Annotated in this window: 19 protein-coding genes and 1 riboswitch; of the genes, 6 read left to right on the plus strand and 13 right to left on the minus strand. The window is 68.6% G+C overall.

Features of this window, described 5'->3' with window-relative positions; all coding sequences use genetic code 11:
- Positions 1 to 4: 4 nt before the first annotated feature.
- From scpB to IFE19_RS12895, 5 genes are all read right to left on the minus strand, one after another.
- Complete coding sequence (gene scpB, locus IFE19_RS12875) at positions 5 to 670, minus strand: SMC-Scp complex subunit ScpB (RefSeq protein ID WP_207822911.1); 666 nt, start codon at positions 668 to 670, stop codon at positions 5 to 7.
- Positions 667 to 1,494 (minus strand): segregation and condensation protein A, encoded by an 828-nt coding sequence (locus IFE19_RS12880; protein WP_207822913.1) that lies wholly within the window; start codon positions 1,492 to 1,494, stop codon positions 667 to 669. Before IFE19_RS12880 ends, scpB begins: the two co-directional genes overlap by 4 nt.
- A 3-nt stretch (positions 1,495 to 1,497) precedes the next feature.
- Entirely contained in the window at positions 1,498 to 2,547 is a 1,050-nt protein-coding gene (gene nagZ / locus IFE19_RS12885) for a beta-N-acetylhexosaminidase (protein ID WP_207822915.1), read from the minus strand.
- Positions 2,548 to 2,568: 21 nt separating this feature from the next.
- A complete protein-coding gene (locus tag IFE19_RS12890) occupies positions 2,569 to 3,366 on the minus strand; it encodes an SPOR domain-containing protein (RefSeq protein ID WP_207822917.1) in 798 nt (265 codons plus the stop codon).
- Positions 3,367 to 3,445: 79 nt separating this feature from the next.
- Complete coding sequence (locus IFE19_RS12895) at positions 3,446 to 4,633, minus strand: deoxyguanosinetriphosphate triphosphohydrolase (protein ID WP_207822919.1); 1,188 nt, start codon at positions 4,631 to 4,633, stop codon at positions 3,446 to 3,448.
- A 103-nt stretch (positions 4,634 to 4,736) separates the two neighbouring features.
- Here IFE19_RS12895 and IFE19_RS12900 point away from each other — a divergent pair, with 103 nt between their 5' ends.
- The 3 genes from IFE19_RS12900 to ypfJ all read left to right on the plus strand — a co-directional run bounded on the left by IFE19_RS12900 (position 4,737) and on the right by ypfJ (position 6,460).
- Positions 4,737 to 5,090 (plus strand): HesB/IscA family protein, encoded by a 354-nt coding sequence (locus tag IFE19_RS12900; protein ID WP_225910505.1) that lies wholly within the window; start codon positions 4,737 to 4,739, stop codon positions 5,088 to 5,090.
- Between the two features lie 43 nt (positions 5,091 to 5,133).
- Positions 5,134 to 5,526 (plus strand): DUF2756 domain-containing protein, encoded by a 393-nt coding sequence (locus tag IFE19_RS12905; RefSeq protein ID WP_207822923.1) that lies wholly within the window; start codon positions 5,134 to 5,136, stop codon positions 5,524 to 5,526.
- A gap of 82 nt (positions 5,527 to 5,608) precedes the next feature.
- Entirely contained in the window at positions 5,609 to 6,460 is an 852-nt protein-coding gene (ypfJ, locus tag IFE19_RS12910) for a KPN_02809 family neutral zinc metallopeptidase (RefSeq protein WP_207822925.1), read from the plus strand.
- Here the strand turns inward: ypfJ and IFE19_RS12915 are convergent.
- Positions 6,447 to 7,757 carry a DUF418 domain-containing protein gene (locus IFE19_RS12915; protein ID WP_207822927.1) on the minus strand — a complete coding sequence of 437 codons (1,311 nt, stop codon included), beginning with the start codon at positions 7,755 to 7,757 and terminating at the stop codon, positions 6,447 to 6,449. The two genes, ypfJ and IFE19_RS12915, sit on opposite strands and share 14 nt — an antisense overlap.
- Before the next feature lie 57 nt (positions 7,758 to 7,814).
- A complete protein-coding gene (locus tag IFE19_RS12920; protein ID WP_207822929.1) occupies positions 7,815 to 8,765 on the minus strand; it encodes a pepsin/retropepsin-like aspartic protease family protein in 951 nt (316 codons plus the stop codon).
- Between the two features lie 154 nt (positions 8,766 to 8,919).
- Between IFE19_RS12920 and thrC the strand changes: the two genes are divergently transcribed.
- Positions 8,920 to 10,308 (plus strand): threonine synthase, encoded by a 1,389-nt coding sequence (gene thrC, locus IFE19_RS12925; protein WP_207822930.1) that lies wholly within the window; start codon positions 8,920 to 8,922, stop codon positions 10,306 to 10,308.
- A gap of 3 nt (positions 10,309 to 10,311) precedes the next feature.
- On the opposite strand, the gene IFE19_RS12930 is transcribed toward thrC, so the two are convergent.
- From IFE19_RS12930 to IFE19_RS12940, 3 genes are all read right to left on the minus strand, one after another.
- On the minus strand, positions 10,312 to 11,256 hold the full coding sequence (locus tag IFE19_RS12930) for a DUF5996 family protein (RefSeq protein ID WP_207822932.1): 945 nt from the start codon (positions 11,254 to 11,256) through the stop codon (positions 10,312 to 10,314).
- A gap of 882 nt (positions 11,257 to 12,138) precedes the next feature.
- Positions 12,139 to 13,101, minus strand: a complete 963-nt coding sequence (locus tag IFE19_RS12935) for a homoserine kinase (RefSeq protein ID WP_207822934.1) — start codon at positions 13,099 to 13,101, stop codon at positions 12,139 to 12,141.
- 2 nt (positions 13,102 to 13,103) lie between these two features.
- Positions 13,104 to 14,837 (minus strand): amino acid kinase family protein, encoded by a 1,734-nt coding sequence (locus IFE19_RS12940; RefSeq protein WP_207822935.1) that lies wholly within the window; start codon positions 14,835 to 14,837, stop codon positions 13,104 to 13,106.
- 433 nt (positions 14,838 to 15,270) lie between these two features.
- Positions 15,271 to 15,394, plus strand: a riboswitch (SAM riboswitch).
- An 80-nt stretch (positions 15,395 to 15,474) separates the two neighbouring features.
- Between IFE19_RS12940 and metX the strand changes: the two genes are divergently transcribed.
- A complete protein-coding gene (metX, locus tag IFE19_RS12945; protein ID WP_207822937.1) occupies positions 15,475 to 16,542 on the plus strand; it encodes a homoserine O-succinyltransferase MetX in 1,068 nt (355 codons plus the stop codon).
- Positions 16,539 to 17,717, plus strand: a complete 1,179-nt coding sequence (gene metB / locus IFE19_RS12950) for a cystathionine gamma-synthase (protein WP_207822939.1) — start codon at positions 16,539 to 16,541, stop codon at positions 17,715 to 17,717. Before metX ends, metB begins: the two co-directional genes overlap by 4 nt.
- A gap of 59 nt (positions 17,718 to 17,776) precedes the next feature.
- Here metB and IFE19_RS12955 read toward each other — a convergent pair whose 3' ends face one another.
- The 3 genes from IFE19_RS12955 to dusA all read right to left on the minus strand — a co-directional run bounded on the left by IFE19_RS12955 (position 17,777) and on the right by dusA (position 21,597).
- Positions 17,777 to 19,597, minus strand: a complete 1,821-nt coding sequence (locus IFE19_RS12955; RefSeq protein ID WP_207822942.1) for a methyl-accepting chemotaxis protein — start codon at positions 19,595 to 19,597, stop codon at positions 17,777 to 17,779.
- Between the two features lie 94 nt (positions 19,598 to 19,691).
- Complete coding sequence (locus IFE19_RS12960) at positions 19,692 to 20,516, minus strand: sulfite exporter TauE/SafE family protein (RefSeq protein ID WP_207822944.1); 825 nt, start codon at positions 20,514 to 20,516, stop codon at positions 19,692 to 19,694.
- Positions 20,517 to 20,562: 46 nt separating this feature from the next.
- Positions 20,563 to 21,597, minus strand: coding sequence for a tRNA dihydrouridine(20/20a) synthase DusA (dusA, locus tag IFE19_RS12965; protein ID WP_207822947.1), 1,035 nt, complete (start codon positions 21,595 to 21,597; stop codon positions 20,563 to 20,565).
- Positions 21,598 to 21,612 lie beyond the last annotated feature (15 nt).

Here is a 21,612-nt window from a genome sequence, read left to right on the forward strand (position 1 = left end):
ACTCTCAGTCCTCGCTGACGAAATCCTGGGCGAACTCGGGCGATCCGTCATCCAACGCGGTCAGAAGGTCCTCGCCCTCGCTCTCGCCGCCGCGGGTCGGATCGGGGACCTCGAAGCCCACGGGGATCGACAGGTCCAGCAGACCCGCCGCCTTCATCTCCTGCACGCCCGGCAAGTCATAGAGGCTGGCCAGGCTGAAATGCTCGAGGAAACGGTCGGTCGTGGCGTAGGTGACGGGCCGACCCGGCGTGCGCCGACGCCCGCGCAACCGCACGAAGTCCATCTCCAGCAACAGGTCCAGCGTGCCCTTGGACAGGGAGACGCCGCGCACGCTCTCGATCTCGGCGCGGGTGCAGGGCTGGTGATAGGCGATGATGGCCAGGGTCTCCAGCGCCGCCTTGGACAGGCGACGCGGCTCCTCGCGCTCCTCGGTCATCAGGAAGCCGAGGTCGGCGGCGGTGCGGAAGCGCCAGCGGTCGGCGACGCATTCCAGCTCGACCCCCCGCCCCTGATAGCGTTGGCGCAGGGCGGCGATGGCCCGGCCCGCGTCCGCGCCCTCGGGCAGACGGCGCGCGATCTCGGCCGCAGATAATGGGGCGGCGGCGGCGAACAACAGGGCCTCAACCCGGCGTTCGATCTCGGTTTCGTCGGGGGTGAAGGTCAGGCTCACGGCGTCAGCTCCAGCGGTTGGCCGAAGCCCCGGCGTTTGAGGAAGAGGTCAGCGAAGGCCTCGGCCTGACGCACGTCCATGGCCCCCTCCTTCACCAGCTCCAGACTGGCCGACAGGGTGGAGGCGGTATAGCTGGCCTGGCTGGGCCCCTCCCCGTCTTCGTCCTGACGGGCCGGCGCCACCTGATCCAGCGGGGTCCAGTCGGCCAGACGCGGCATCATGGAGCGCAGCCAGTCGCGCGCGGCCTCCAGCTGGAAAGCCTCGACCCGCTGGCCGGGCGCATAGTTGCGGCGCTCCTCGCGCCGACGCTGGGCGACATAGGCGGCCATCAGCTCATAGAGGCTGGCGTCCACGCGGTCCGAGGGGATGATGACGGTGGCTTCCGGGTCGCCGCGGGTGAAGACGTCGCGCTTCAGCTGCGGGCGGCTGGTGATGGCCTCGACCGAGCGGCGCATGGCCTCCAGCTTCTGCAGGCGAAACGCCAGCGCGGCGGCCATTTCCTCGGCCGGGGGCTCCTCGGCCTTGCCCTTTTCGGTGCGGGGCAGCAGCAGACGCGACTTCAGATAGGCCAGCCAGGACGCCATCACGAGATAGTCGGCGGCCATGGCGAAGTTGCGCCGCCGGGCCTCGTGAACGAAGGCCAGATACTGTTCCGCCAGCTTGGTGATGGACAGCTTCAGCAGGTCCACCTTCTGCGTGCGCGCCAGCGCCAGCAGGACGTGCAGAGGTCCTTCATAGCCTTCCAGATCGACGACGAAGGCCTCGGCGGCGTCAGCATCATCGACGGCGGCGAAGTCCAGGTTGGGCTGGAACGCCTGATCCATCACCTAGGCCTGCGCCTCGCCCACATCCGGCCCCTTGGCGGCTTCGAACCGGCCAGAAAGAGCCGCCTCCAGCCGGGCGCGGGCCTCGGCCACGTCCAGCGGTTCGGGCGTGTGGACGATGCGGTTGAGCGACGCCTCGGCGCGGCGTCTGGCCTCACCCTTCAGCTTGCCGGTTCCCTCGGCCACCTGACGCATTTCGCCAAGGTCGCCGTTGCAATGCAGGATGACGTCGCAGCCCGCCTTCAGCGACTGTTCGGCGCGCTCGGTCAGGGTTCCCGACAGGGCCTTCATCGACAGATCGTCGGACATGATCAGGCCGGAGAAGCCCAGATGCTCGCGCATCAGGCGAAGGCCCTTCTTGGACGTCGTGGCCGGGCGCCTGGCGTCGACGGCGGTGAAGACGACGTGGGCCGTCATGGCCATCGGCATGTCCGACAGGGCCTTGAACGGGGCGAAGTCCCAGGCATCCAGCGTCTCAAGGTCGGTCTCGACCACCGGCAGGTCGTGGTGGCTGTCGGCGAAGGCGCGGCCGTGGCCGGGGATGTGCTTGATGATGGGCAGGACGCCGCCCGCCAGCAGGCCTTCCGCAGCCGCCCGGCCCAGCCGGGTCACGGTGGCGGGGTCCTGCGCATAGGCGCGGTCGCCGATGATGTCGTGGGCGCCCGGCACCGGTACGTCCAGCACCGGCACGCAGTCCACGGTGATGCCCAGCTCGCGCAGGTCGTGGGCGATCAGACGCGCCCCCAGACGCGCCAGTTCGCGCGCCGCCGCAGGGTCGTTGACCGCCTTCAGATAGGCCGAGCCGGGCGGGTATTTCGGCCAGTACGGCGGGCCGAGGCGCTGCACCCGGCCGCCCTCCTGATCGATCAGGACCGGGGCGTCGGCGCGGCCCACGCTGTCGCGCAGGTCCTCGACCAGGGCCTTGACCTGATCGGGGCTGTCCACGTTGCGGCGGAACAGGATGAAGCCCCAGGGGCGGACTTCGGCGAAGAAGGCGCGCTCCTCCGCCGTCAGCCTGTGGCCGGAACAGCCGTAGATGGCGGCGGAGGTCATGCGTCTTCTTTCCCGCTCGTCTTAGCGGACGATGCAGTCGCGGCCAGCGGCCTTCAGCGCGTTGCAGAAGGCGACGGCGCGATCACGGCTCATGCCGGTGAAGGTGGTGCGATAGACGGTCGAGCCGTTGGCGGCGGTGACTTCCTGCACGCGCTTTTCCGCGCCCGAGGCGTACTGGCCGAAGCGCGAGGCGACGGCGGCGTATTCGCGATCGGCGATGGCGGTCGAGGAGAAGGCGCCGATCTGCACGCCCGACGAACCACCGGCGGCGGGAGCGGCCGGAGCAGGCGTCGCCTTGGGCGCGGGGGCCGGGGTCACGGGCGCCGGCTTGGCCGGAGCGACCGGCGCGGGCGCGACAACGGCGGGGGCAGCCGGCGGCAGGGCGGTGGCGGCGACCGGCGGGGCGATGGGCGCAGGCGCGGGGCGCGGCTCGACGGCTTCGGGGCCAGGGGTGAAGGTGGGGATGGCGTCCGCCGCCTCGCCGCCGTCGCGATAGACGCGCACGCCCGCTTCCGGGTCGATCGGCTGGGCGTCCAGCGGCGCCTCGACCTTCATGCTTTCGACCGGCGTGCCGACAGCGGGCGGGGCGTCGGTCGAGGAGCGCACGCCCGAACGATAGAAGACCACCACGGCCACGATCAGCAGCAGCAGGACGATGGCGCTGATGATCAGGGTGATCGGCGGCGACTTGGCGGCGGGGGCGCGACGCGGATCATAGCTGCGACGCTCGAACGGCAGGTCGTCGTCGGTGGGCGGCGTATAGGCCCCCCGCTCGCGGCCGGCGTTGGGGTTGCCTCGGTGATCGTCGTCGTAGGACATGGGTCGCGCTTTCTGGATCGGCCCCGCGCGAATCGGCGCGGAGAAGCATCAGTCTAGCCCGCCCGTGGCCGCTTTCGAATCACAGATCAAGCGCCAGGTCGAGACTGAACAGCTTGCCGTGCACCTCGATGGCGTAGCGGTCGGTCATGCCGGCGATGTAGTCGCACACCGCCCGCGCCCGCTTGACCGGGTCATCCGACATCGCCGGGGCCGACCATTCGGGCGGCATGACCTCGGGCTCTTCCATGAACAGGTGGAACAGCTGCGACAGGACGCGGCGCGCCTGACTGCGGGTGCGGTTGACCCGGTAGTGACGATACATCCGCTCGAACAGGAAGCGGCGCAGCACGCCCAGATCGGCCATCATGCCCGGCGAGAACTGCACCATCATCTGCGGCGCCATCCGCACATCCTCGACGGTGACGATGCGATGCTCGGCCAGCCGACGCTCGGTCTCGGCCAAAACGTCGTCGACCATGATGCCGATCATGCGGCGCACGGCCTCCAGACGCACCATGCGGTCGTCCAGCGCAGGCCAGTCGCGGCGCACCTCGGCCAGGCACGGCCCGATCAGGGGCACCTCGGCCAGATCGGCCAGGGTGAACAGGCCCGCCTGCACCCCGTCGTCCACGTCGTGGTTGTTATAGGCGATGTCGTCGGCGATGGCCGCGCACTGGGCCTCCAGCGAGGCGAAGGTGTCGAGCCTCAGGTCCCAGTTCGCCGCCCCGCCGGGGGCGTAGGCCGCGACCGTCTTCCACGCCGGGTCGTCCAGGTGATGCATCACCGGGCCATTGTGCTTGATGACGCCCTCGACCGTTTCCCAGCTGAGGTTCAGGCCCGGGAACTTGGGATAGCGGACTTCCAGCTCGGTGATGACGCGGAAGCTCTGGACGTTGTGGTCAAAGCCGCCGTAGTCGGCCATCTGGGCCTGCAGTTCGTCCTCGCCCGCATGGGCGAAGGGCGGGTGGCCCAGGTCGTGAGCCAGGGCGATGGTCTCGGCCAGATCGTCGTCCAGCCGCAGGGCGTGAGCCAGCGACCGGGCGATCTGGGCCACTTCCAGACTGTGGGTCAGACGGGTGCGATAGTGGTCGCCCTCGTGCGCCACGAAGACCTGGGTCTTCTCTTTCAGACGACGAAACGCCGTTGCGTGAATGATGCGGTCGCGGTCGCGGGCGAAGGGGGTGCGAGTGCGGCTGGCGGGCTCGAAAACATGACGGCCGCGGCTGGCGGCGGGGTCTTCAGCGAAGGACGCGCGGGTCTGGCTCAAGGCGGACAGCACTTCTATTGCGACACAGGCCTTTGCGAACGCCTGTCAGCTCCTCATATAGAGAGCCGTGAGCACCGTCCAATCCACAGAATCAGTCCGCGACCTGTCGCTTTCGGTTTCCCCCCGCGCCCCGGAAGGCATCCTTCTGGCCGAGAGCGCGGCGAAACGTCTGGCCAAGCTGGCCGAGGTCGAGGGCAAGCCGGTCATGCTGCGCGTCGCCGTCGACGGCGGCGGCTGCTCGGGCTTCCAGTACCGGCTGGAACTGGTCGATGCGCCCGAGGCCGATGACTTGGTCGTGCGTCGCGACGGTCAGGCGGCGGTGATCGACCCCGTCTCCATCCCCTTCCTCAAGGGCTCGGAGATCGCCTTCGTCGATGAACTGGCGGGCGCGCAGTTCGTGGTGCGTAACCCGAACGCCTCCTCCAGCTGCGGCTGCGGCGTCAGCTTCGCCATCTAGGGCCACGCTTGGTTCCGGGCGGACGGGCGCCCATTTAGCCGTCATGCGCCGCCTGACCCTCATCACCCTGCTGATGGCCGCCCTGCCCTTGGCCGCGACCGCCCAGACCTGGCCAGGCTGGCCGGGTCCGCCGCCGCCCGGCTACGACCCCGGCTCAGCCATCGCCGACCAGCACCGGATCGAGATGGACCGCCTGCGCAATCAGGCCGCCAAACGCGAGGCCCTGGCCCAGCAGCAGCGGCTACAGACCCAACTGACGATCCAGCGCCTGGAGGCTGCGCGCCAGCCGGCCTCGCCCCTGCCCCCGCAAACCGCCTATGCCCCGCGCACGCTGGAGCAGGAACGGCAGGCCCGCGAGGCCCAGACCGCCCGGCGCGAAGAGGTGGTGCGCGGCGCTGCCGAGATCGACGCCTGGCTGGACCGCCGCCCGAACTGACCGCCCGTTACAATTGCATCCCTTCCCTGCCCCCCGCGTTTTCGCCTAGCTTCGGGCAAGGATTAAGGGCGGAGACGACATCATGCGTTGGCAGGGCGGACGGCGCGGCGGCGGCATCGAGGACCGGCGCGGCATGGGCGGCGGCGCGGTGGCGGGCGGCGGCATCGGGGTTCTGGTGCTGGCGGCCATCGGCTATTTCGTCTTCGGCATCGACCCCAACACCACCCAGCAGGTCGCCAGCCAGTTCGGCGGCGCCAGCCAGTCCGAACAGGCCGGCAAGACGGGCACTCCCGAGGATCAAGCCGGTCAGTTCGTCGAAGTCGTCGGCACCAATATCAACGACGTCTGGAAGACCAAGCTGCGCGGCTACACCCCGCCGACCACCGTCCTCTACGAACAAGGGACCCAGACCGGCTGCGGCATGGGTCAGTCGGCCATGGGGCCCTTCTACTGCCCCGCCGATCAGAAGGTCTATCTGGACCTGTCGTTCTGGCGCGAGATGGAGACCAAGCTGGGGGCCTCGGGCGCGGACTTCGCCAAGGCCTATGTCATCGCCCACGAGTTCGGCCACCACGTCCAGACCCTGACCGGCGCCAGCGAGCAGGTTCAGCGCGCCCAGCAGGCGGCGCGCTCACAGGCCGAGGGCAACAAGTATTCGGTCGCTCTGGAGCTTCAGGCCGACTGCTATGCCGGCGTCTGGGCCCGCAACGCCGCCGCCGTGTCGAACGGTCAGGTGGCGCTGGAGCCCGGCGATCTGGAAGAAGGCATGAAGACCGCCCAGGCCATCGGCGACGACACCCTGCAACGCCGCGGCGGCGGTCGCGTCTCGCCCGAAAGCTTCACCCACGGCTCCTCGGCCCAACGGGTCGAGTGGCTGCAACGCGGCTATCAGACCGGCGACCCGGCGGCCTGCGACACCTTCAAGGGACTGTAACGGCGGGGGCGCGGCGGATCGGCGGAACCTTGCCATAGGCCGCCAGCCGCAGCGCCCATTCCATCGGCCCGAAGGCGAAGACACGCAGCCACATCAGGCTGCCGATCGCCAGCACCACCCAGATGAGGGCGGCGATCCCCCACAGGGTCCACCAGTCGAAGCGCCCCCACAGATTGAAGCCATAGAACAGCAGGGACGTAATCGCCGACTGGGCCAGATAGCTGCTCAGCGCCATCCGCCCCATGGCTTTCAACCCTGTCCCGATGAAACCGAAGGCGTTCAACTTCCAAAGGGTCAGAATCAGGCCCACATGGCCCAGGGTCATGCCCAGACGCCCCGCTTCATAGCTGCCGCGCGTCAGCCACAGTTCGGGTGAGAAGTCATTGCGCCAGAGCGAGGCCGCCTGGGCGCCGTTGATGGCCAGGCCCACCGCATACCCCGCCGCCGTCAGCAGGAGATAGAAGCGCAAGGAGCGAGCGCCCGTCAGCACCCCCAGCTTGAACAGAGCCATGCCCAGCAGCATGAAGGCCACGCATTCCATGACCAGGATGATGGTGTAGCTGGAGGCGGCGTAGTCGATCCAGGTGTGGACGCTCCACTTCAGCAGGCTGACCGGACCGCCAGTGCGCAACTCGGTTTGCTCAAGACGGGCCTCTCGAGACGGCTGACGCGCCGCGACCGCCGCCTGATAGGCGTCCAGCGTCTCACGCTGCTTCGGATTCAGGCGTTCAACCGGCAGGTGGCTTTCAACCAAGGCGCGGCCTTCGCGCGTCTCGACGGCCCGTTTGTAGGCGCTCGCGCCCTGTATCCCCGTCAGCAAGGCGATCAACAGGACCGAGACCAGGATCAGGGTACGCGGGCGCGCCGCCCGGAAGGCGAACAGAAAGAAGCCCGACAGACCATAGACATAGAGAATATCGCCCGGGAACAGCAGGATCGTCACATTGCCGACCCCCAGCACAAGCAGGGCCATGCAGCGCCGGAAATAGACGTCGGCCGCCTCGATCGTCCCCTTGCCGTCGCCGCCTCGCAGGGTGATCAACAGCATCCCCGCGCCGAACAGCAGGGTGAACAGCCCCCGCATCGAACCCTGCAGAAAGACGTGCTGCACCAGCCAGGCCATCCAGTCGGGATTGCCGAGACTGGGCGCGGTCTGCGGGACATAGGCTTCCCAGATGCCGCCCATGGAGATGATGTTGACCAGCAGGATGCCGCACAGGGCGAAGCCGCGCAGCAAGTCCAGGCTCTCGAGTCTTTGGGGCGCCGCAACGGGCGCGCCTGGGACGACAACAGTCATACTCGCTGCGTTACCGCCGATCACAAGCACCGCAAAGGTCGAGATTGTAACAAAACTTCACATCTGACCGACGGTCAGATCCATCATCGGCGAAACGTACAGACGGCCTCGCGCCAGATTCAGGGTCGCTTGCCGGTCCTTGAAGACCGCCACGCCCAGAAGGGCGTCGGGATAGTTGGGCAGGGGCGAACTGGCGAAGACGGGCGTCGCCACCCCGCGCCACAGGTCGTCGCCGAAGGTCACCGTCTTCGCCTCGATCACCCGCGCCCGCGCCACTCCGCCCAGGACGATGCTGGCCCCTGCCGTTTCGGGTCGTCCGTCCAGCAGGCCCGCCGTCTCGGCCGCGCCCTGACTGAGGGCGATCAGGGAGGAGAAGCCGGTGTCGATCACAGCCCGCATCACCGCTCCCTCGACCGTGATCTCGGCGGTCAGGGCCGTGCCGCTGCGCTTGACCGGAACGGGCCGCAAGGCGGGCGAAACGACATAGCCCGCCGGATCAACCAGACGCACGCGACGGCGCTTCAGGTCCAACTCCAGCACGGCCTCGCCCAGAATGTCCTGCCCCAGCACCAGGGGAGCGCCCAGTCCCGCCGCCTGCGCCAGCGGCCCCAGGTCGAGGATGGCGGCGCGCAGGCCGCCGACGTTCAGCGATCCGACCGTCATGTCCAGCGTCACCCCGCACCCCACCTGCGGCTGGCCGCCGACGCCGTAGGCCACCATCGGCATGTCGAAGAAGGTCGTCAGACCCAGGGCCTCGACCAGAGGCCGGTCGATCACCGAATACTGGGCCCCGCTGTCGATCAGGGCCGTGACCTCGCGCCCGGCGATCCGCACCCGCACCGTCGGCGTGGCGGCGTCATGGACGACGAAGGGCGACCAGCCGCTGGTCCCGCCCTCGGGAAACCGCAGCGTCGGCCGACGCCAGATCACATGGTCCTTGAGCCACAGGCCGCCGCCGACAGCGACAGCCGCCGCGCCCGCGCGGATCAGAAAGGAACGGCGTCTCATCGCCCCTGACATGGACCGGACGGCGGCGATGCGCCAGTCCCGACGACGACGCACGGCCGCGATCGCCATCTTGTTGCGCAAAATCGCGAAAATCCCTTCGCAAACGCAAAATAATCATGACGAAGCACAGACTGACAGCTAGAAACGACCCGACATGACCGCCTCCCCTGACCGCTATCTTTCGACGCGCGGCGACGCCGCCCCGACCAGTTTCGCCGACGCCCTGCTGCGCGGCATCGCGCCTGACGGCGGCCTCTATATGCCGCAGGCCTGGCCGGTCCTGCCCGCCGACGCGGCGCGTCCGGGCCGGACCTATGCGGAGATGGCGAAAGAGGCGATTTCGCCCTTCATCGGCGACGCCCTGCCGTCCGGCGCGCTGGACCGGGCGCTGGAGCGCCTGACCAAGGGCTTTGACCACCCGGCGGTGACGCCTCTGGTGGAACTGGAGCCTGACCTCTTCGTGCTGGAGCTGTTCCACGGCCCGACCGCCGCCTTCAAGGATCTGGCGATGCAGCTGGTCGCCGCCCTGTCGGACGAGGCCCTGGCCGCGACCGGCCAGAAGCTGACCCTGCTGACCGCCACCAGCGGCGATACCGGCGCCGCCGCCGTGCGCGCCTTTGCGGGCGCCGAGCGCATCAATCTGGTGGTGCTGCACCCGTTGGACCGCGTCTCGCCGGTGCAGCGCAAGCAGATGACCACGGTCCAGGCCGACAACGTCCTGAACCTGGCCGTGCGCGGCGACTTCGACGACTGCCAGCGTCTGGTAAAGGGTCTGCTGGCCGAGGAATCCCTGCGCGACGGCCGCCGCCTGTCGTCGGTCAACTCGATCAACTGGGGCCGACTGGCGGGTCAGATCCCCTATTACGTCTCGGCCACGGCCCAGCTGGGTCAGGCGGCCACCTTCGTCGTGCCGACCGGCAATTTCGGCGACGCCTTCGCGGGCATCGCCGCGAAGAAGATGGGCCTGCCGGTCAAGGGCTTCGTCGCCGCCGTCAACCAGAATGACGCCCTGGCCCGCGCCCTCAACGAGGGCGTCTATGCCCGCCGCCCCGCCGTCGAAAGCGGCAGCGTCTCCATGGACGTCCAGGCCCCGTCCAACTTCGAGCGTCTGGTCTATGAGGCTTCGGGCCGCGACGCCGAGGCGACCCGCGCCGTGTTCGAAACCTTCGCCCGCGACGGGTCCGTCACCCTGCCGCCGGACCTGCTGGCCGCGCTAAAAGCCGAGGTCTCCGCCGTCTCCATCGACGAGGCGACGACCCAGGCCGAGATCGCCCACGCCCACGCCGCCTGGGGCCGCGTCGTCTGCCCGCACACCGCCGTGGCCCTGGCCGCCGCGCGTCAGCTGGATCGCGCCGACGGCCCCGTCGTCGCCCTGTCGACCGCCCACCCGTCCAAGTTCGGCGCCTTTGTCTCGGACGTGCTGGGCTTCGAGCCGGAACCCGCCCCCGTCATCCGCGCCCTGGGCGACCAGCCCGAGCGCCTGACCATCATCGACAACACGGCCGAAGCCGCCCTGGCGGCGGTGAAGGGCTTCGCCAGCTAGGCCCTAGCCCACCCATCGGGGGTGACGCGGCGTCCCACGCGGGCACTCCAGCGCCTCCCGGTCCCAGGCCGCCAGATCGGCGGCGGCCTGATAGGTGGTCTCCAGAAAGGCGCACAGGGCGGCGTCGGGATCATCCTCGGCCCGCACCGCCGCATAGGGCAGAATGAACTCGCCCAATCCCGCGTCCCAATGAGCCGCGACCGGCGAGACGGGCGCCGCTTCGAACCCCTTTGGCGCGGGATAGGCATAGGCGTAGAAGGCCGGCTCGCGCCCCGGATCGCCGGGCCAGAAGCCCGCGCTGGACACCTCGTGGGAATAGGCCTCGCGCGTCACTGCGTCAGGCAGGTTCGGAACCCCGCCCGGATGCAAGGGCGCCCGCCGCCCCGAGAACCGCGTCACCGCCAGATCGAACGCCCCCCAGAACAGCTGGATGGGACTGCACTTGCCCAGGAATCCCGTGCGGAACAGGCCGAAGACCCGGTTCACCTGCACCAGGGCTCGCCAGTAGTCACGCGCCGCCTCGGGATCATAGGTGCGAAACTGCTCGTCCAGCGGAAAGGGCGTCGCCTCGGCCATTTCGTTGGGCGTCAGGTCGATGTGACAGGCCACGCCCAGGGCGGTCAGGGCGTCCTGCACCCCGGCGTAGAAGTCGGCCACCGTCCCGGATTTCAGCACGATCCGCCGCTCGCCTCCGTCGCTGACGCGGATGACCAGGGCCCCGGCGATGAAGTCGAACTCCATCGAAAAGCCGACCGCGCCGTGCGGGATCAGACCCGTCGTCAGCCCCCGCGCCGACACCCGCAGCGTCACATGCCAGCCGTGGTTGAGCCAGGGCGTCTGCGACAACCGCGTCTTGCCGACGATCTGCGCCCACAGCTGCAGCGTCTCCATCGTCGGCCACAACCGCGCCGCCGTCAGTTCCGGCCAAACGTCCGCACGCGCCGCCATTTTCAGCCTCCTCGCCTGCCCCCCTGCCTCAAAATCCCGCGGGGCGAGATCGTTGCATGGAGAACTGCTGGCAGACCGAGTGAACGACAGCTAAGGGGTGGAAAGCAGACTTGGTTGCATGAATCGCGAAAGCAGCCTCTGCATTAGGAGGTATGGACTGTGAACAAAATAGTGTCGGGTTAAGCCGGAAATTATGCTATGGTTGGTATATCGCGGACCAGAATATTCGGGCGTCGGCGACTGGAAGAGATCGGTAACGCACGCCGCACACTCCCGCCTGAAGGCAGGAGTTGTCTTATGGATATCTACCGCATATTTCGCTTGGGTCTGGCGAGCGAGCTAATCGGCGCGACCGAAGTTGACTGTCTTTCGGACGAATGCGCCGTTGCGGAAATGGCGTGTTCGCGCCACGTCGCCCCTGCGCTTGAATTGTGGCAGGGCTCACGACTGCTCATGCGCACATCCTTTTCACACAGCTAGATCGTCGTCGGGAAGCCTTCTGGCTCCGAGATATTCATCTGCCGATCGTTCCAGGACCCACCAGTGGGAGTAGCGCAATGGCTACCATAAAGCTTCACGAGATCACGGCGAGGAAGACCCCCGCCGGGCATCACCCCATCACCATGGCCGCGCAAGTGGTCGCCCTTCTTCCTCTAGGGGGTCGTCGAGTTCGGCTGGCGAACGGCCACGAGTTGGACGTTCTCCGAGCGAGCGGAAGATCACAAGAGGTCAGCCTGATCGGCGACGTCGTGGATGTAATGCTGGGTTCGGGTCAGTTGCTCGGATGGCGTTTGGCGTAAAGACCTTCGATCTCGAGCCAGGGTAACGTCCGCAACGGGTCGAAAGCGACCCCTCGCCCCAGCCACGAGAAGCCGCCCTCCCTCACACCGTCTCCGCCGCCTTCCAGTAGTCCAGCCGCCGGAAGAAGGGCGCGGGGTCCTTGGGCGTGACCAGGTTGGCGGGGTCGTGGAACAGGCGGTCGTGCAGGCGGGTCAGGGTGAAGCGCACCGCCGCCGCAGCCCCCAGCCCCGGCAGGGCTTCGGCCTCGGCGGGCGTCAGGGGCCGCACGGATTCATAGCCCTTCTGGAAGGCGCGCAGGGCCGAGTGCATGGGCCGCCCCTCGGCGTCGAAGCCCCAGGCGCTGAGCGCAATCGCCAAGTCGTAGGCCAGGACGTCGGTGCAGCCGAAATAGAAGTCGATCACCCCGCCGACGTCGCACTTTCCATGCTCGTTGGTGGCGAACAGGACGTTGTCGGGGAAGTAGTCGGCGTGGATCGGCCCGCGCGGCAGGGCCGGATCGCTCCATGGCTCGGCCAGACGCGGCAGCAGGGCCTTGATCTGCCCCAGCATCTTGCGATCGACGCCCTTGGCCGGCCCGTCGCAGCGCGCGGCCAGGGCGGCCCAGGCCTCGGGTCCGACCGGATTCTGGCGCTCCAGCGCAAAGTCGGCGGCGTCCAGATGCAACAGGGCCAGCACCTGACCTGCGCGATACTGCTCCTTGTCCGAGGGCTGGCGCTTCCAGGCGCCGGGCGCCCAGTTCAGGATGGCAGCGGCGCGGCCGTTCAGATGGCCGATGATCTCGCCTTTGTGGTCCGCCACCGGCGACGGCGTGGGGAAACCGCGCGCCGACAGATGCCGGGTCAGCCCCAGGCAAAACGGCAGCGAGGCCGCATCGGTCCGCCCCTCGAACAGGGTCAGGACATAGGCGCCGGACGTGGTCTCCAGCCTGTAGTTGGTGTTCTCGACACCCTCGGCGATCGGCGTCAGCGCGACCAGATCGCCCAGGGGGTAACGCATGAGGTAGTCTGCGGCCTGATGCGGCGTGACGGGCGTGAAGACAGCCATGTTCAGACCAGCTCCGCCGCCGCGCGACGGGCGCGCACCACATCGGCCACATCGGCCAGAACGCTCTCGGTCGTGGCCCAGCGCCCGGCGCCGCGCCCCTTGCACGTCCAGACGCGGCCGTCCTGACCATAGACCTTCAAGGCGTTTCTCTCTCCGTTCAGCGACTGAAACAGCGCGTCTTTCAGATCGCCGTCAAGCCGCACCGAGGCGTCCAGTTCGCCGCCCCGATCATGGCAGGCGCCGATCTGACGCACCGGCCTGTCGCCCAGCGGCGTCTCGGCCGACAGTTCATCGCGCGGCAGATCGGCGGGCGCGCGGCCGAAAGCTTCAAAGGACAGCAGCTTGACCTTGGCGGCGGCGTCGTGGCCCTCCAGGTCCGAGGACGGGTCTTCTTCCGCAAAGCCCGCCACGCGGGCGTCCGACAGGGCGTCGGCGAAGGCCGCGCCCTCGCCCAGGCGCTGCAGCATGAAGTTGACCGTGCCATTCAGCACCGCCTCGAAGCCCGCGACGGGACCGGCGGCGCGGGCGGCGCGCAGGGTCTCGATCATGGGCGCCCCGCCGCCGACCGAGGCCGACCAGGCGACGCGACAGCCGTTGGCGGCGGCAAGGGCCTGAAGTCCCGCCGGGTCGCGGGCCACGGCCTGCTTGTTGGCGCTGACCACGTCGCAGCCGGCCTCCAACGCGCGGCGGATCAGGGCGTGCCCGGCCTCGCCTTCGGACAGGGCCTCCAGCAGCAGGTCCGGCTTCTGGGCCAGCAAGGCCTCTACGTCATTGGTGAACAGGTCGGCGGGGGCTGACACGTCGCGCTTCTTGGCCGGATTGCGGACCAGAACCCCGACCACCTCATAGCGCTTGTCAGACAGCAGGCGGTTCAGCAGCCCGCCGCCGACCACGCCGCAGCCGGCCACGGCCACGCGCAGCGGCGCGTTCGGCTGGACCGGCCCGGGAGGCGCCCCGCGCTCGCCGACCACCGTGCCCTCGGCGCGGCCGAGAGCCGCGACCTCGATCTCCACCCCGTGCTGCATGCCCAGATCGATGGCGTCGTGCTGGACCAGGGCCCCGCCCAGCTGGCGCGCCGTCTCCCAACTGGCCCGGCGGTAACGCAGCGGCGTGCCCGTTTCCGAGGCCGGATCACGGTCGTAGAGGCCATCGACATCCTTGACCAGACGCACCCGATCCAGGCCCAGCTCGGCGGCCAGAACCACCGCCGTCAGGTCCGATCCGCCGCGCCCCAGCAGGGCCACCCGACCGTTCGACCGCACGCCGCCGAAGCCGGGAACCACCACCACCTCATGCTCGGCCAAGGCGTCGTGCAGGCGCTCGCCCTTCAGGCTGACCGGGCGGGCGTGCTGCGCCGGCCCCTCGACGACAATACCCAGTTCCCGCACCGACAGACCCACCGCGTCCAGCCCCACCCGGTCGCAGGCGATGGCGACCAGGGCCGCCGCCTTCTCCTCGCCCAGCACCACATAGGCGGGCAGCAGTTCGTTCTCGTGGTCCAGGCCCAGGGCGCGGGCGTCGGCCAACAAGCGGTCGGTGTGGCCCGACAGGGCCGAAACCACCGCCACCACCTTACGCCCAGCGCGGACATGGCCGTAGATTTCCGAGGCCACGGCCGGGGCTTCGGCGGCGTTGCGCAGGACGGAGGAGCCGAATTTCAGCACCACGACTTCGGCGTCGAAGGCGGCCTGGGGTTTCTGTTTATCGGCGACGAGAGCGAGGGCGGAAGCGGGCATCGGGGTGATCCTGAAGGCGGGGTCTGGCAGGGAGGTCGGTGTCGGTTCGGGCCATAAAAAAACCCGCCCGGGGGTCCGGGCGGGGTGTTCGGTTTTTGCGTTTTTCGCCTAGACGGCGCGCATCATCCGGTCCCCGCCCGCGAGGGCATGGTGGTGGTACCGGTGGTCGTAATCATGGACGCGAAGAGACCCGTCGCCGCGACGGCGATCAGGGTCATCATCATGCTGGCGAAGTGGTCGAGCACAGGCGGCGTCCGGTTGAAGATCGTGCCTCAGGGTGTTCCACGACCCCGCACCGCGTCAACCCCGAAAAGAACAAATTTTTCTCCGAAGCGCCAAAAAAGCGCGATCTCACCGGCGAATTAGGCATTCAGCCTGAAATGGGGTGAATTATTTCGCTTGACCGGAGCCCTTCGCAACCGCAACGTTAGGTCACTCATCAAGACCGGCTGAGGGATTAGGCCCTTTGACGCCGGGGCAACCATCGGGTTCCGCCCGAAACGGTGCCAACTCCTGCGGGGTTTTCAGGGCGACCTGAAAACCGCGAGAGATGGGTGGAGCATCGACGAGGCGAAGCTCCACGGTCTGTCACTGCTTGGGTTCCTTGGCGAGTTGTTTTGCTGAGTGACCGAGACCCATGACCCTGGCCCTGATCGACCCTATCGCCCCCGCCGAAGAGCCCGCCTGTCGGTCCGGTTCCGCACGCCGTCCGTCCGAGCTGCTGTCGCGCGACGGGGCCCATGACGTCGTCGTTCCCATCCCCGACGGCTTCGAGCTCGATTTCGGCGGAACGCTAAACCAGAAGCAGGTCGTCGGCCGCCTGCACGGCAAGGCCGGCGCCCCCCTGATCGTGGTGGCCGGCGGCATCTCGGCCGATCGCTATGTCCACCGCACCGAGACCAAGGGCCTGGGCTGGTGGTCGGGCGCCGTGGGCGTCCGCGCCCCCATCGACCTGACCCGTTTCCGCGTCCTGGCCTTTGATTTCGCCCCGGAGTTCGGCGAAGGCGTCAAGGACGCCAGGACCCCGCTGACCATCACCACCCAGGATCAGGCGCGGCTGCTGGCCCTGCTGCTGGATCACCTCGGCGTGGACAAGGTCGCGGCCTTCATCGGCTGTTCCTACGGCGGCATGATCGCGCTGGCGTTCGGCGAACTCTTCCCCGACTGGGCCGAGCAGCTGGTGGTGGTGTCCGCCGCCCACCGCCCTCACCCGCTGGCCACCGCCTGGCGCGGCATCCAGCGCCGCATCCTGCAACTGGGCCTCGACACCGGCCGCATCGATCAGGCCGTGGGTCTGGCGCGCGAACTGGCCATGACCACCTATCGCACCCCCGACGAGTTCGGCGACCGCTTCGATTCCGAGGCCCCCAGCCACGCAGGGCAAGCCTATCCCGTCTGCGACTATCTGACAGCGCGCGGCCGGGCCTATCGCGACCGCACCACGCCCTCGCGCTGGCTGAGCCTGTCGGACTCCATCGACCGCCACCGCGTCGAGCCCGAGGCCATCACCGCCCCGGTCACCCTGGTCGGCTTCACCACCGATCGCCTCTGCCCCATCGACGACATGAGGGAGCTGGCCGCGCGCCTGCCCAACCTCTGGCGCTTCGAACAACACCCCTCCCTGTACGGCCACGACGCCTTCCTGAAGGAAGACGCCCTGGTCGCCGACATCCTGACTTCCGTACTGAAGGACATCGACCAATGAGCCGCGCCCGCCCTGCCGATCCCCGCACCATCGCCGCCCGCTCGGGCGTCGATACGGACACGGCCCACGGCGCGGTCATGCCGCCGCTCTATCTGTCGTCCAACTATTCCTTCGCCGGCTTCGACCAGAAGCGTCGTTACGACTACTCGCGTTCGGGCAACCCGACCCGCGACGTCCTGGCCGAGACTCTGGCCGAGCTGGAAGGCGGCGCCGGCGCCGTCATCACCGCCACCGGCATGGCTGCGGTCGATCTGCCGCTTTCCTTGCTGAACCCCGGCGAACTGCTGATCGCCCCGCACGACTGCTACGGCGGCACCCACCGCCTGCTGGCGGCGCGCGCCAAGAAGGGCCACTTCCGCGTCGCCTTCGTCGATCAGAATGACGCAGAGGCTCTGGACGCGGCGCTGGCCGACGGCGCCAAGCTGGTGCTGATCGAGACCCCGTCCAACCCCCTGCTGCGCGTCGTGGATGTGGCCGATGTCTGTCGCTGCGCCCATGCCGTGGGGGCCAAGGTGGTGTGCGACAACACCTTCCTGTCGCCCGCCCTGCAGCGCCCGCTGGAACTGGGCGCCGACATCGTCGTCCACTCGACCACCAAATACATCAACGGCCACTCCGACGTGGTCGGCGGCGCCGTGATCGCGGCCGATCCGGCCGATCATGCCGAACTGGCCTGGTGGGCCAACTGTCTGGGCGTGACGGGATCTCCGTTCGACGCCTACCAGACCCTGCGCGGCCTGCGGACCCTGTTCACCCGCATCGAGCGTCAGCAGGCCACCGCCGGCCTGGTCGCCGCCGCCCTGGAACAGCACCCGGCCGTCAAGGCGGTTCACTATCCAGGTCTGAAGTCCCACCCGGGCCACGTCCTGGCCGCACGCCAGCAGTCGGGACCGGGCGCCATGCTCAGCTTCGAGCTGAACGGCGGCACGGACGCCGTGCGCGACCTGATCGAGGCTCTGGACATCTTCACCCTGGCGGAGTCGCTGGGCGGCGTCGAAAGCCTGATCGCCCATCCCGCCACCATGACCCACGCCGCCATGACGCCTGACGCCCGCGTCACCGCCGGCATCACCGACGGCCTGATCCGCCTGTCGGTCGGTCTGGAGCATCAGGATGACATCCTGGCCGACCTGGTTCAGGCGCTGGACGCCCTGGTGCTGCAACAGGCGGCCTGACACGAAAAGGCCCTCTCCGGCGAACCGGAGAGGGCCATTCATTCAGACGTGCGACCGACTCAGGCCACCGCGCGTTCCAGCATCCGCTGCTGACCGCGCGCGTCCATCGCCGCGTCTTCCAGCGAGAACTGCCCCATCATCCGATCCAGTTCGCGCGCGTCCTGGGCCAGCGAATGGCTGGCGGCGGTGGCTTCCTCGACCATCGCAGCATTCTGTTGAGTGACCTGATCCATCTGGGCCACGGCGGTGTTGACCTGTTGCAGGCCGCTGGACTGTTCCTGCGACGAGGCGACAATCTCGCCGGTGATGGCGGTGACGCGCTCGATCTGACCGCCGATGCGCTTCAGGGCCTCGCCGGTGTCGCCGACCAGTTGCACGCCCTCGCCGACCTGACGGCTGGAGGCCGAGATCAGGGTCTTGATCTCCTTGGCCGCCTCGGCCGAACGCTGAGCCAAGGCTCGCACTTCCGAAGCCACGACGGCGAAACCGCGACCGGCGTCGCCCGCGCGGGCGGCCTCGACCCCGGCGTTCAGGGCCAGCAGGTTGGTCTGGAAGGCGATCTCGTCGATGACGCCGATGATGTTGCCGATCTCGTTGGACGAACGTTCGATCTCGCCCATGGCGGTGACGGCGCGACCGACGACGGCCTGGCCCTCGACGGCCTCGCTGCGGGCGGCCTGAACCACGCCGCCCGCCTCGACGGCGTTCTCGGCCGAGCGCGACACAGTGGCTGTGATCTGCTCCAGGGCGGCGGCGGTTTCTTCCAGGGCGGCGGCCTGCTGCTCGGTGCGGCGCGACAGGTCGTTGGAGGCCTGTGAAATCTCATGGGCGCTGGCGCCGATAGCGCTGGAGCGGTCGACGATGACGCCCATGGTGCTTTGCAGCCTGGCCATCGCCCCGTTGAAGTCGGCGCGCAGCTTTTCATACTCGGGCGCGAAGCTGGTGTTCAGACGGAAGGCCAGCTGGCCGTTCGACAGACGGTCCAGGCCCGAGGCGATGCCGTCCACGACTTGAGCCTGTTGACGGGCCGCTTCGGCGTCGCGTTCGGCCTGGGCGATGCGAGCCTGTTCGGCGGCGGCGCGTTGCACCTCGGCCTCGGCTTCCAGACGCACCTTCTCCTCGGCGTTCTGTTTGAAGGTCAGAACGGCGGCGGCCATGTGGCCGATCTCGTCGCGGCGACCGATGGCGGGGATGGCGACGTTCAGGTCGCCGGCCGCCAGACGGCCCATGGCCCGCGTCATGGCTTCGACCGGACGGCTCAGCGCCCCGATCAGCCAGGCGATGGCGCCCAGGGCGATGACCAGTGCCACCAACCCGCCGATGGCGAAGCTCCAGTAGGCCTCAGTATAGGCGAAGGCCTTGGCCTTGGCGTTGGCGGCGGCGACCACCGCCTCCTTTTCCTGAATGGAGGTGATGGCGGCGCGAATGTCCGACAGGCGGGCGCCGGCCTCCAGACCGGCGACGGCCTGGGGCTGGGTGGCGGGATCGCGGGCCAGGGCGATCAGACCGTCGGCGCTCTGGTGGAAGGCGTTGACAGCGCTCTTCAGCGCCGCCTGTTCCTGCCCATAGGCGCCATTGACGTCGGCGGCGGCCAGATCGGCCAGTCGCGAGACCAGGACCTTGCCCGGCTCCTCATATTTCGGAATGAAGTCGCCGTCCCGCGTCGCCACAAAGGCGCGCATGGCGTTCTGCTGCTCGACCGCCGAGGCCAGAACCAGGTCCGAGGCCTTGAACATCTCGGCCGAGGCGGCGTTGGCGGCGTCGGCCTTCTGCAGCACCGTCACGGCCCACAGGACCACCATGGTCGCCATCCCGCAGGCCGCGATCACGGCGGCGAAGGACAGCATCAGCTTCTTGGGAACGGACAGGTTCTGCAGCATTTTCTACGCTCACGGGGGGAGTGAAGCTGCTCCCTAACGTCCCGCTGTTCGCCAAAGCCTTATCATCCGACAGCGGAAATCTACGTAGTCCCTGCTACAGCGCCTTCAGCACCACCGACAGGGCGGTCAGCAACAGATAGACGGCGAAGGCCCGGCGCAGCACCTTGCGATTCAACCGGTGCGCCAGCCGCGCGCCATAGGGAGCGGTCAGGGCCGTCAGCAACCCCATGATCACCGCCGCCGGGACGTTGACGTAACCCAGAGACAACGGCGGTCGTCCCGGCGCATCCCAGCCGAAAACCGCAAAGCCCAGGGCCGCCGTCGCGCCTATGGCCAGGCCGAAGCCGCTGGCCGTGGCCACCGCCTGATGGATGGGCCGCCCGCACAGGGTCATCATCATGCCGCCGAAACTGCCGCCGCCGACACCCATCATGGCCGACAGCAGACCGATGCCCGTGCCGACGCCGCGTCGGCCCCAGCCCGTCGGCAGGTCCTTGCGCAGGGTCACATGCTCCGGCAGCAGCCCCATCTGCATGGCGATCAGCAGCAGGCAGACGCCATAGACGATGGCCAGCCCCTCCATCGAGGTGAAGCCCGCGATGGCCGCCCCGACCAGACCGCCGAACGCCACCCAGGGCGTCCAGGTCTTCAGCACCACCTCGTCCACCGCCCCATGCGCCCGGTGCGTCGCCAGGGACCGCAGCGAGGTGGCGACGATGGTCAGCAAGGAGGTGCCGATGGCGACGTGCAGAGTGCTCTGCCCGCCCACGCCCAGCACCGAAAAGGCGTAGAAGAGCGCGGGCACAAGCACCGTTCCGCCCCCAACCCCGAACAGGCCGCCGATCACCCCCGCGACCGCGCCCGCCGCGATCAGGGCGGCGAACATCATCAGCAGTTCGGACAGGGGTAGAGCGCTCATGGTTTGGGCATAGCGGTGCAGCCCGCCAGCGTCATCCCGGAAAGGATCAGGCCGCTTCTTCGCTCTCGCCCAGCCGCGCCTGCCGCGCCTCGGCCTCGCGCACGGCTTCAACCGCGCGGTCCACGACCTCCAGTCCGGCTCCGGCCTTGACGCCCTCGACCGTCAGGATGCGGCGGAAGGCGCGCGCCCCGGCACGGCCGTGCATCAGACCCAGCATGTGCCGCGCCATGCCCGCCAGATGCGCCCCCTCGGCCAACCGCCCGGTCATATAGGGACGATAGCGCTCGATGGCGGCGAAGGGGTCGACGTCCGCGACATCCATGCCAAAGATGCGCCGGTCCACCTGCCCCAGCAGGGCCGGCTCGTGATAGGCCGCGCGGCCCAGCATGACGCCGTCCAACTGCACGCCGTCGGCGTCATCCAGATGCGCCTCGGCCTGATCCAGATCGCCGATGCCGCCGTTGATGCAGATGGTCAGATGCGGCCGCTCGCGCTTCAGACGCCGCACCAGATCATAGTCCAGCGGCGGCACGTCGCGGTTTTCCTTGGGCGACAGGCCCTTCAACCAGGCCTTGCGCGCATGGACAACGAAGCTGGTGATGCCCACCGCCGCCGAGGCGTCGACCGTGGCGAACAGGCTGACCAAGGGGTCCTGATCATCCACGCCGATGCGGCATTTGACAGTGGCCGGGACGCGGACCGCCTCATTGATCGCCGCCATGCAGTCGGCCACCAGTTCCGGCTCGCGCATCAGGCAGGCGCCGAACTTGCCCGACTGCACCCGATCCGAGGGGCAGCCGACATTCAGATTGATCTCGTCATAGCCATAGGCTTCGCCAATCCGCGCCGCCTCGGCCAGCTGCGCCGGGTCCGAGCCGCCCAGCTGCAGCGCCACCGGATGCTCGACCGCGTCAAAGCCCAGCAGCCGCTCGCGGTCGCCGTGGATCACCGCCGGGGCCGTGACCATCTCGGTATAGAGCAGCGCCCGACTGCTCAGCGCGCGGTGAAACGCCCGGCAGTTGCGGTCGGTCCAGTCCATCATGGGCGCCACGGACAGCCTATGGGCTTGATTTATCGGCATTTTTTTCGTAATATC

Source organism: Brevundimonas pondensis (genome assembly GCF_017487345.1).
GTDB lineage: Bacteria > Pseudomonadota > Alphaproteobacteria > Caulobacterales > Caulobacteraceae > Brevundimonas > Brevundimonas pondensis.

What these genes read in the sequence shown, in the direction of transcription:
- metB (WP_207822939.1), top strand. Translation starts at nt 16,539, where the DNA reads ATGAGCCGCGCCCGCCCTGCCGATCCCCGCACCATCGCCGCCCGCTCG.
- thrC (WP_207822930.1), top strand. Translation starts at nt 8,920, where the DNA reads ATGACCGCCTCCCCTGACCGCTATCTTTCGACGCGCGGCGACGCCGCC.
- nagZ (WP_207822915.1), bottom strand. Translation starts at nt 2,547, where the DNA reads ATGACCTCCGCCGCCATCTACGGCTGTTCCGGCCACAGGCTGACGGCG.
- IFE19_RS12880 (WP_207822913.1), bottom strand. Translation starts at nt 1,494, where the DNA reads ATGGATCAGGCGTTCCAGCCCAACCTGGACTTCGCCGCCGTCGATGAT.
- IFE19_RS12915 (WP_207822927.1), bottom strand. Translation starts at nt 7,757, where the DNA reads ATGACTGTTGTCGTCCCAGGCGCGCCCGTTGCGGCGCCCCAAAGACTC.
- ypfJ (WP_207822925.1), top strand. Translation starts at nt 5,609, where the DNA reads ATGCGTTGGCAGGGCGGACGGCGCGGCGGCGGCATCGAGGACCGGCGC.
- IFE19_RS12920 (WP_207822929.1), bottom strand. Translation starts at nt 8,765, where the DNA reads ATGAGACGCCGTTCCTTTCTGATCCGCGCGGGCGCGGCGGCTGTCGCT.
- IFE19_RS12890 (WP_207822917.1), bottom strand. Translation starts at nt 3,366, where the DNA reads ATGTCCTACGACGACGATCACCGAGGCAACCCCAACGCCGGCCGCGAG.
- dusA (WP_207822947.1), bottom strand. Translation starts at nt 21,597, where the DNA reads ATGCCGATAAATCAAGCCCATAGGCTGTCCGTGGCGCCCATGATGGAC.
- IFE19_RS12955 (WP_207822942.1), bottom strand. Translation starts at nt 19,597, where the DNA reads ATGCTGCAGAACCTGTCCGTTCCCAAGAAGCTGATGCTGTCCTTCGCC.
- IFE19_RS12930 (WP_207822932.1), bottom strand. Translation starts at nt 11,256, where the DNA reads ATGGCGGCGCGTGCGGACGTTTGGCCGGAACTGACGGCGGCGCGGTTG.
- IFE19_RS12905 (WP_207822923.1), top strand. Translation starts at nt 5,134, where the DNA reads ATGCGCCGCCTGACCCTCATCACCCTGCTGATGGCCGCCCTGCCCTTG.
- metX (WP_207822937.1), top strand. Translation starts at nt 15,475, where the DNA reads ATGACCCTGGCCCTGATCGACCCTATCGCCCCCGCCGAAGAGCCCGCC.
- IFE19_RS12935 (WP_207822934.1), bottom strand. Translation starts at nt 13,101, where the DNA reads ATGGCTGTCTTCACGCCCGTCACGCCGCATCAGGCCGCAGACTACCTC.
- IFE19_RS12940 (WP_207822935.1), bottom strand. Translation starts at nt 14,837, where the DNA reads ATGCCCGCTTCCGCCCTCGCTCTCGTCGCCGATAAACAGAAACCCCAG.
- IFE19_RS12960 (WP_207822944.1), bottom strand. Translation starts at nt 20,516, where the DNA reads ATGAGCGCTCTACCCCTGTCCGAACTGCTGATGATGTTCGCCGCCCTG.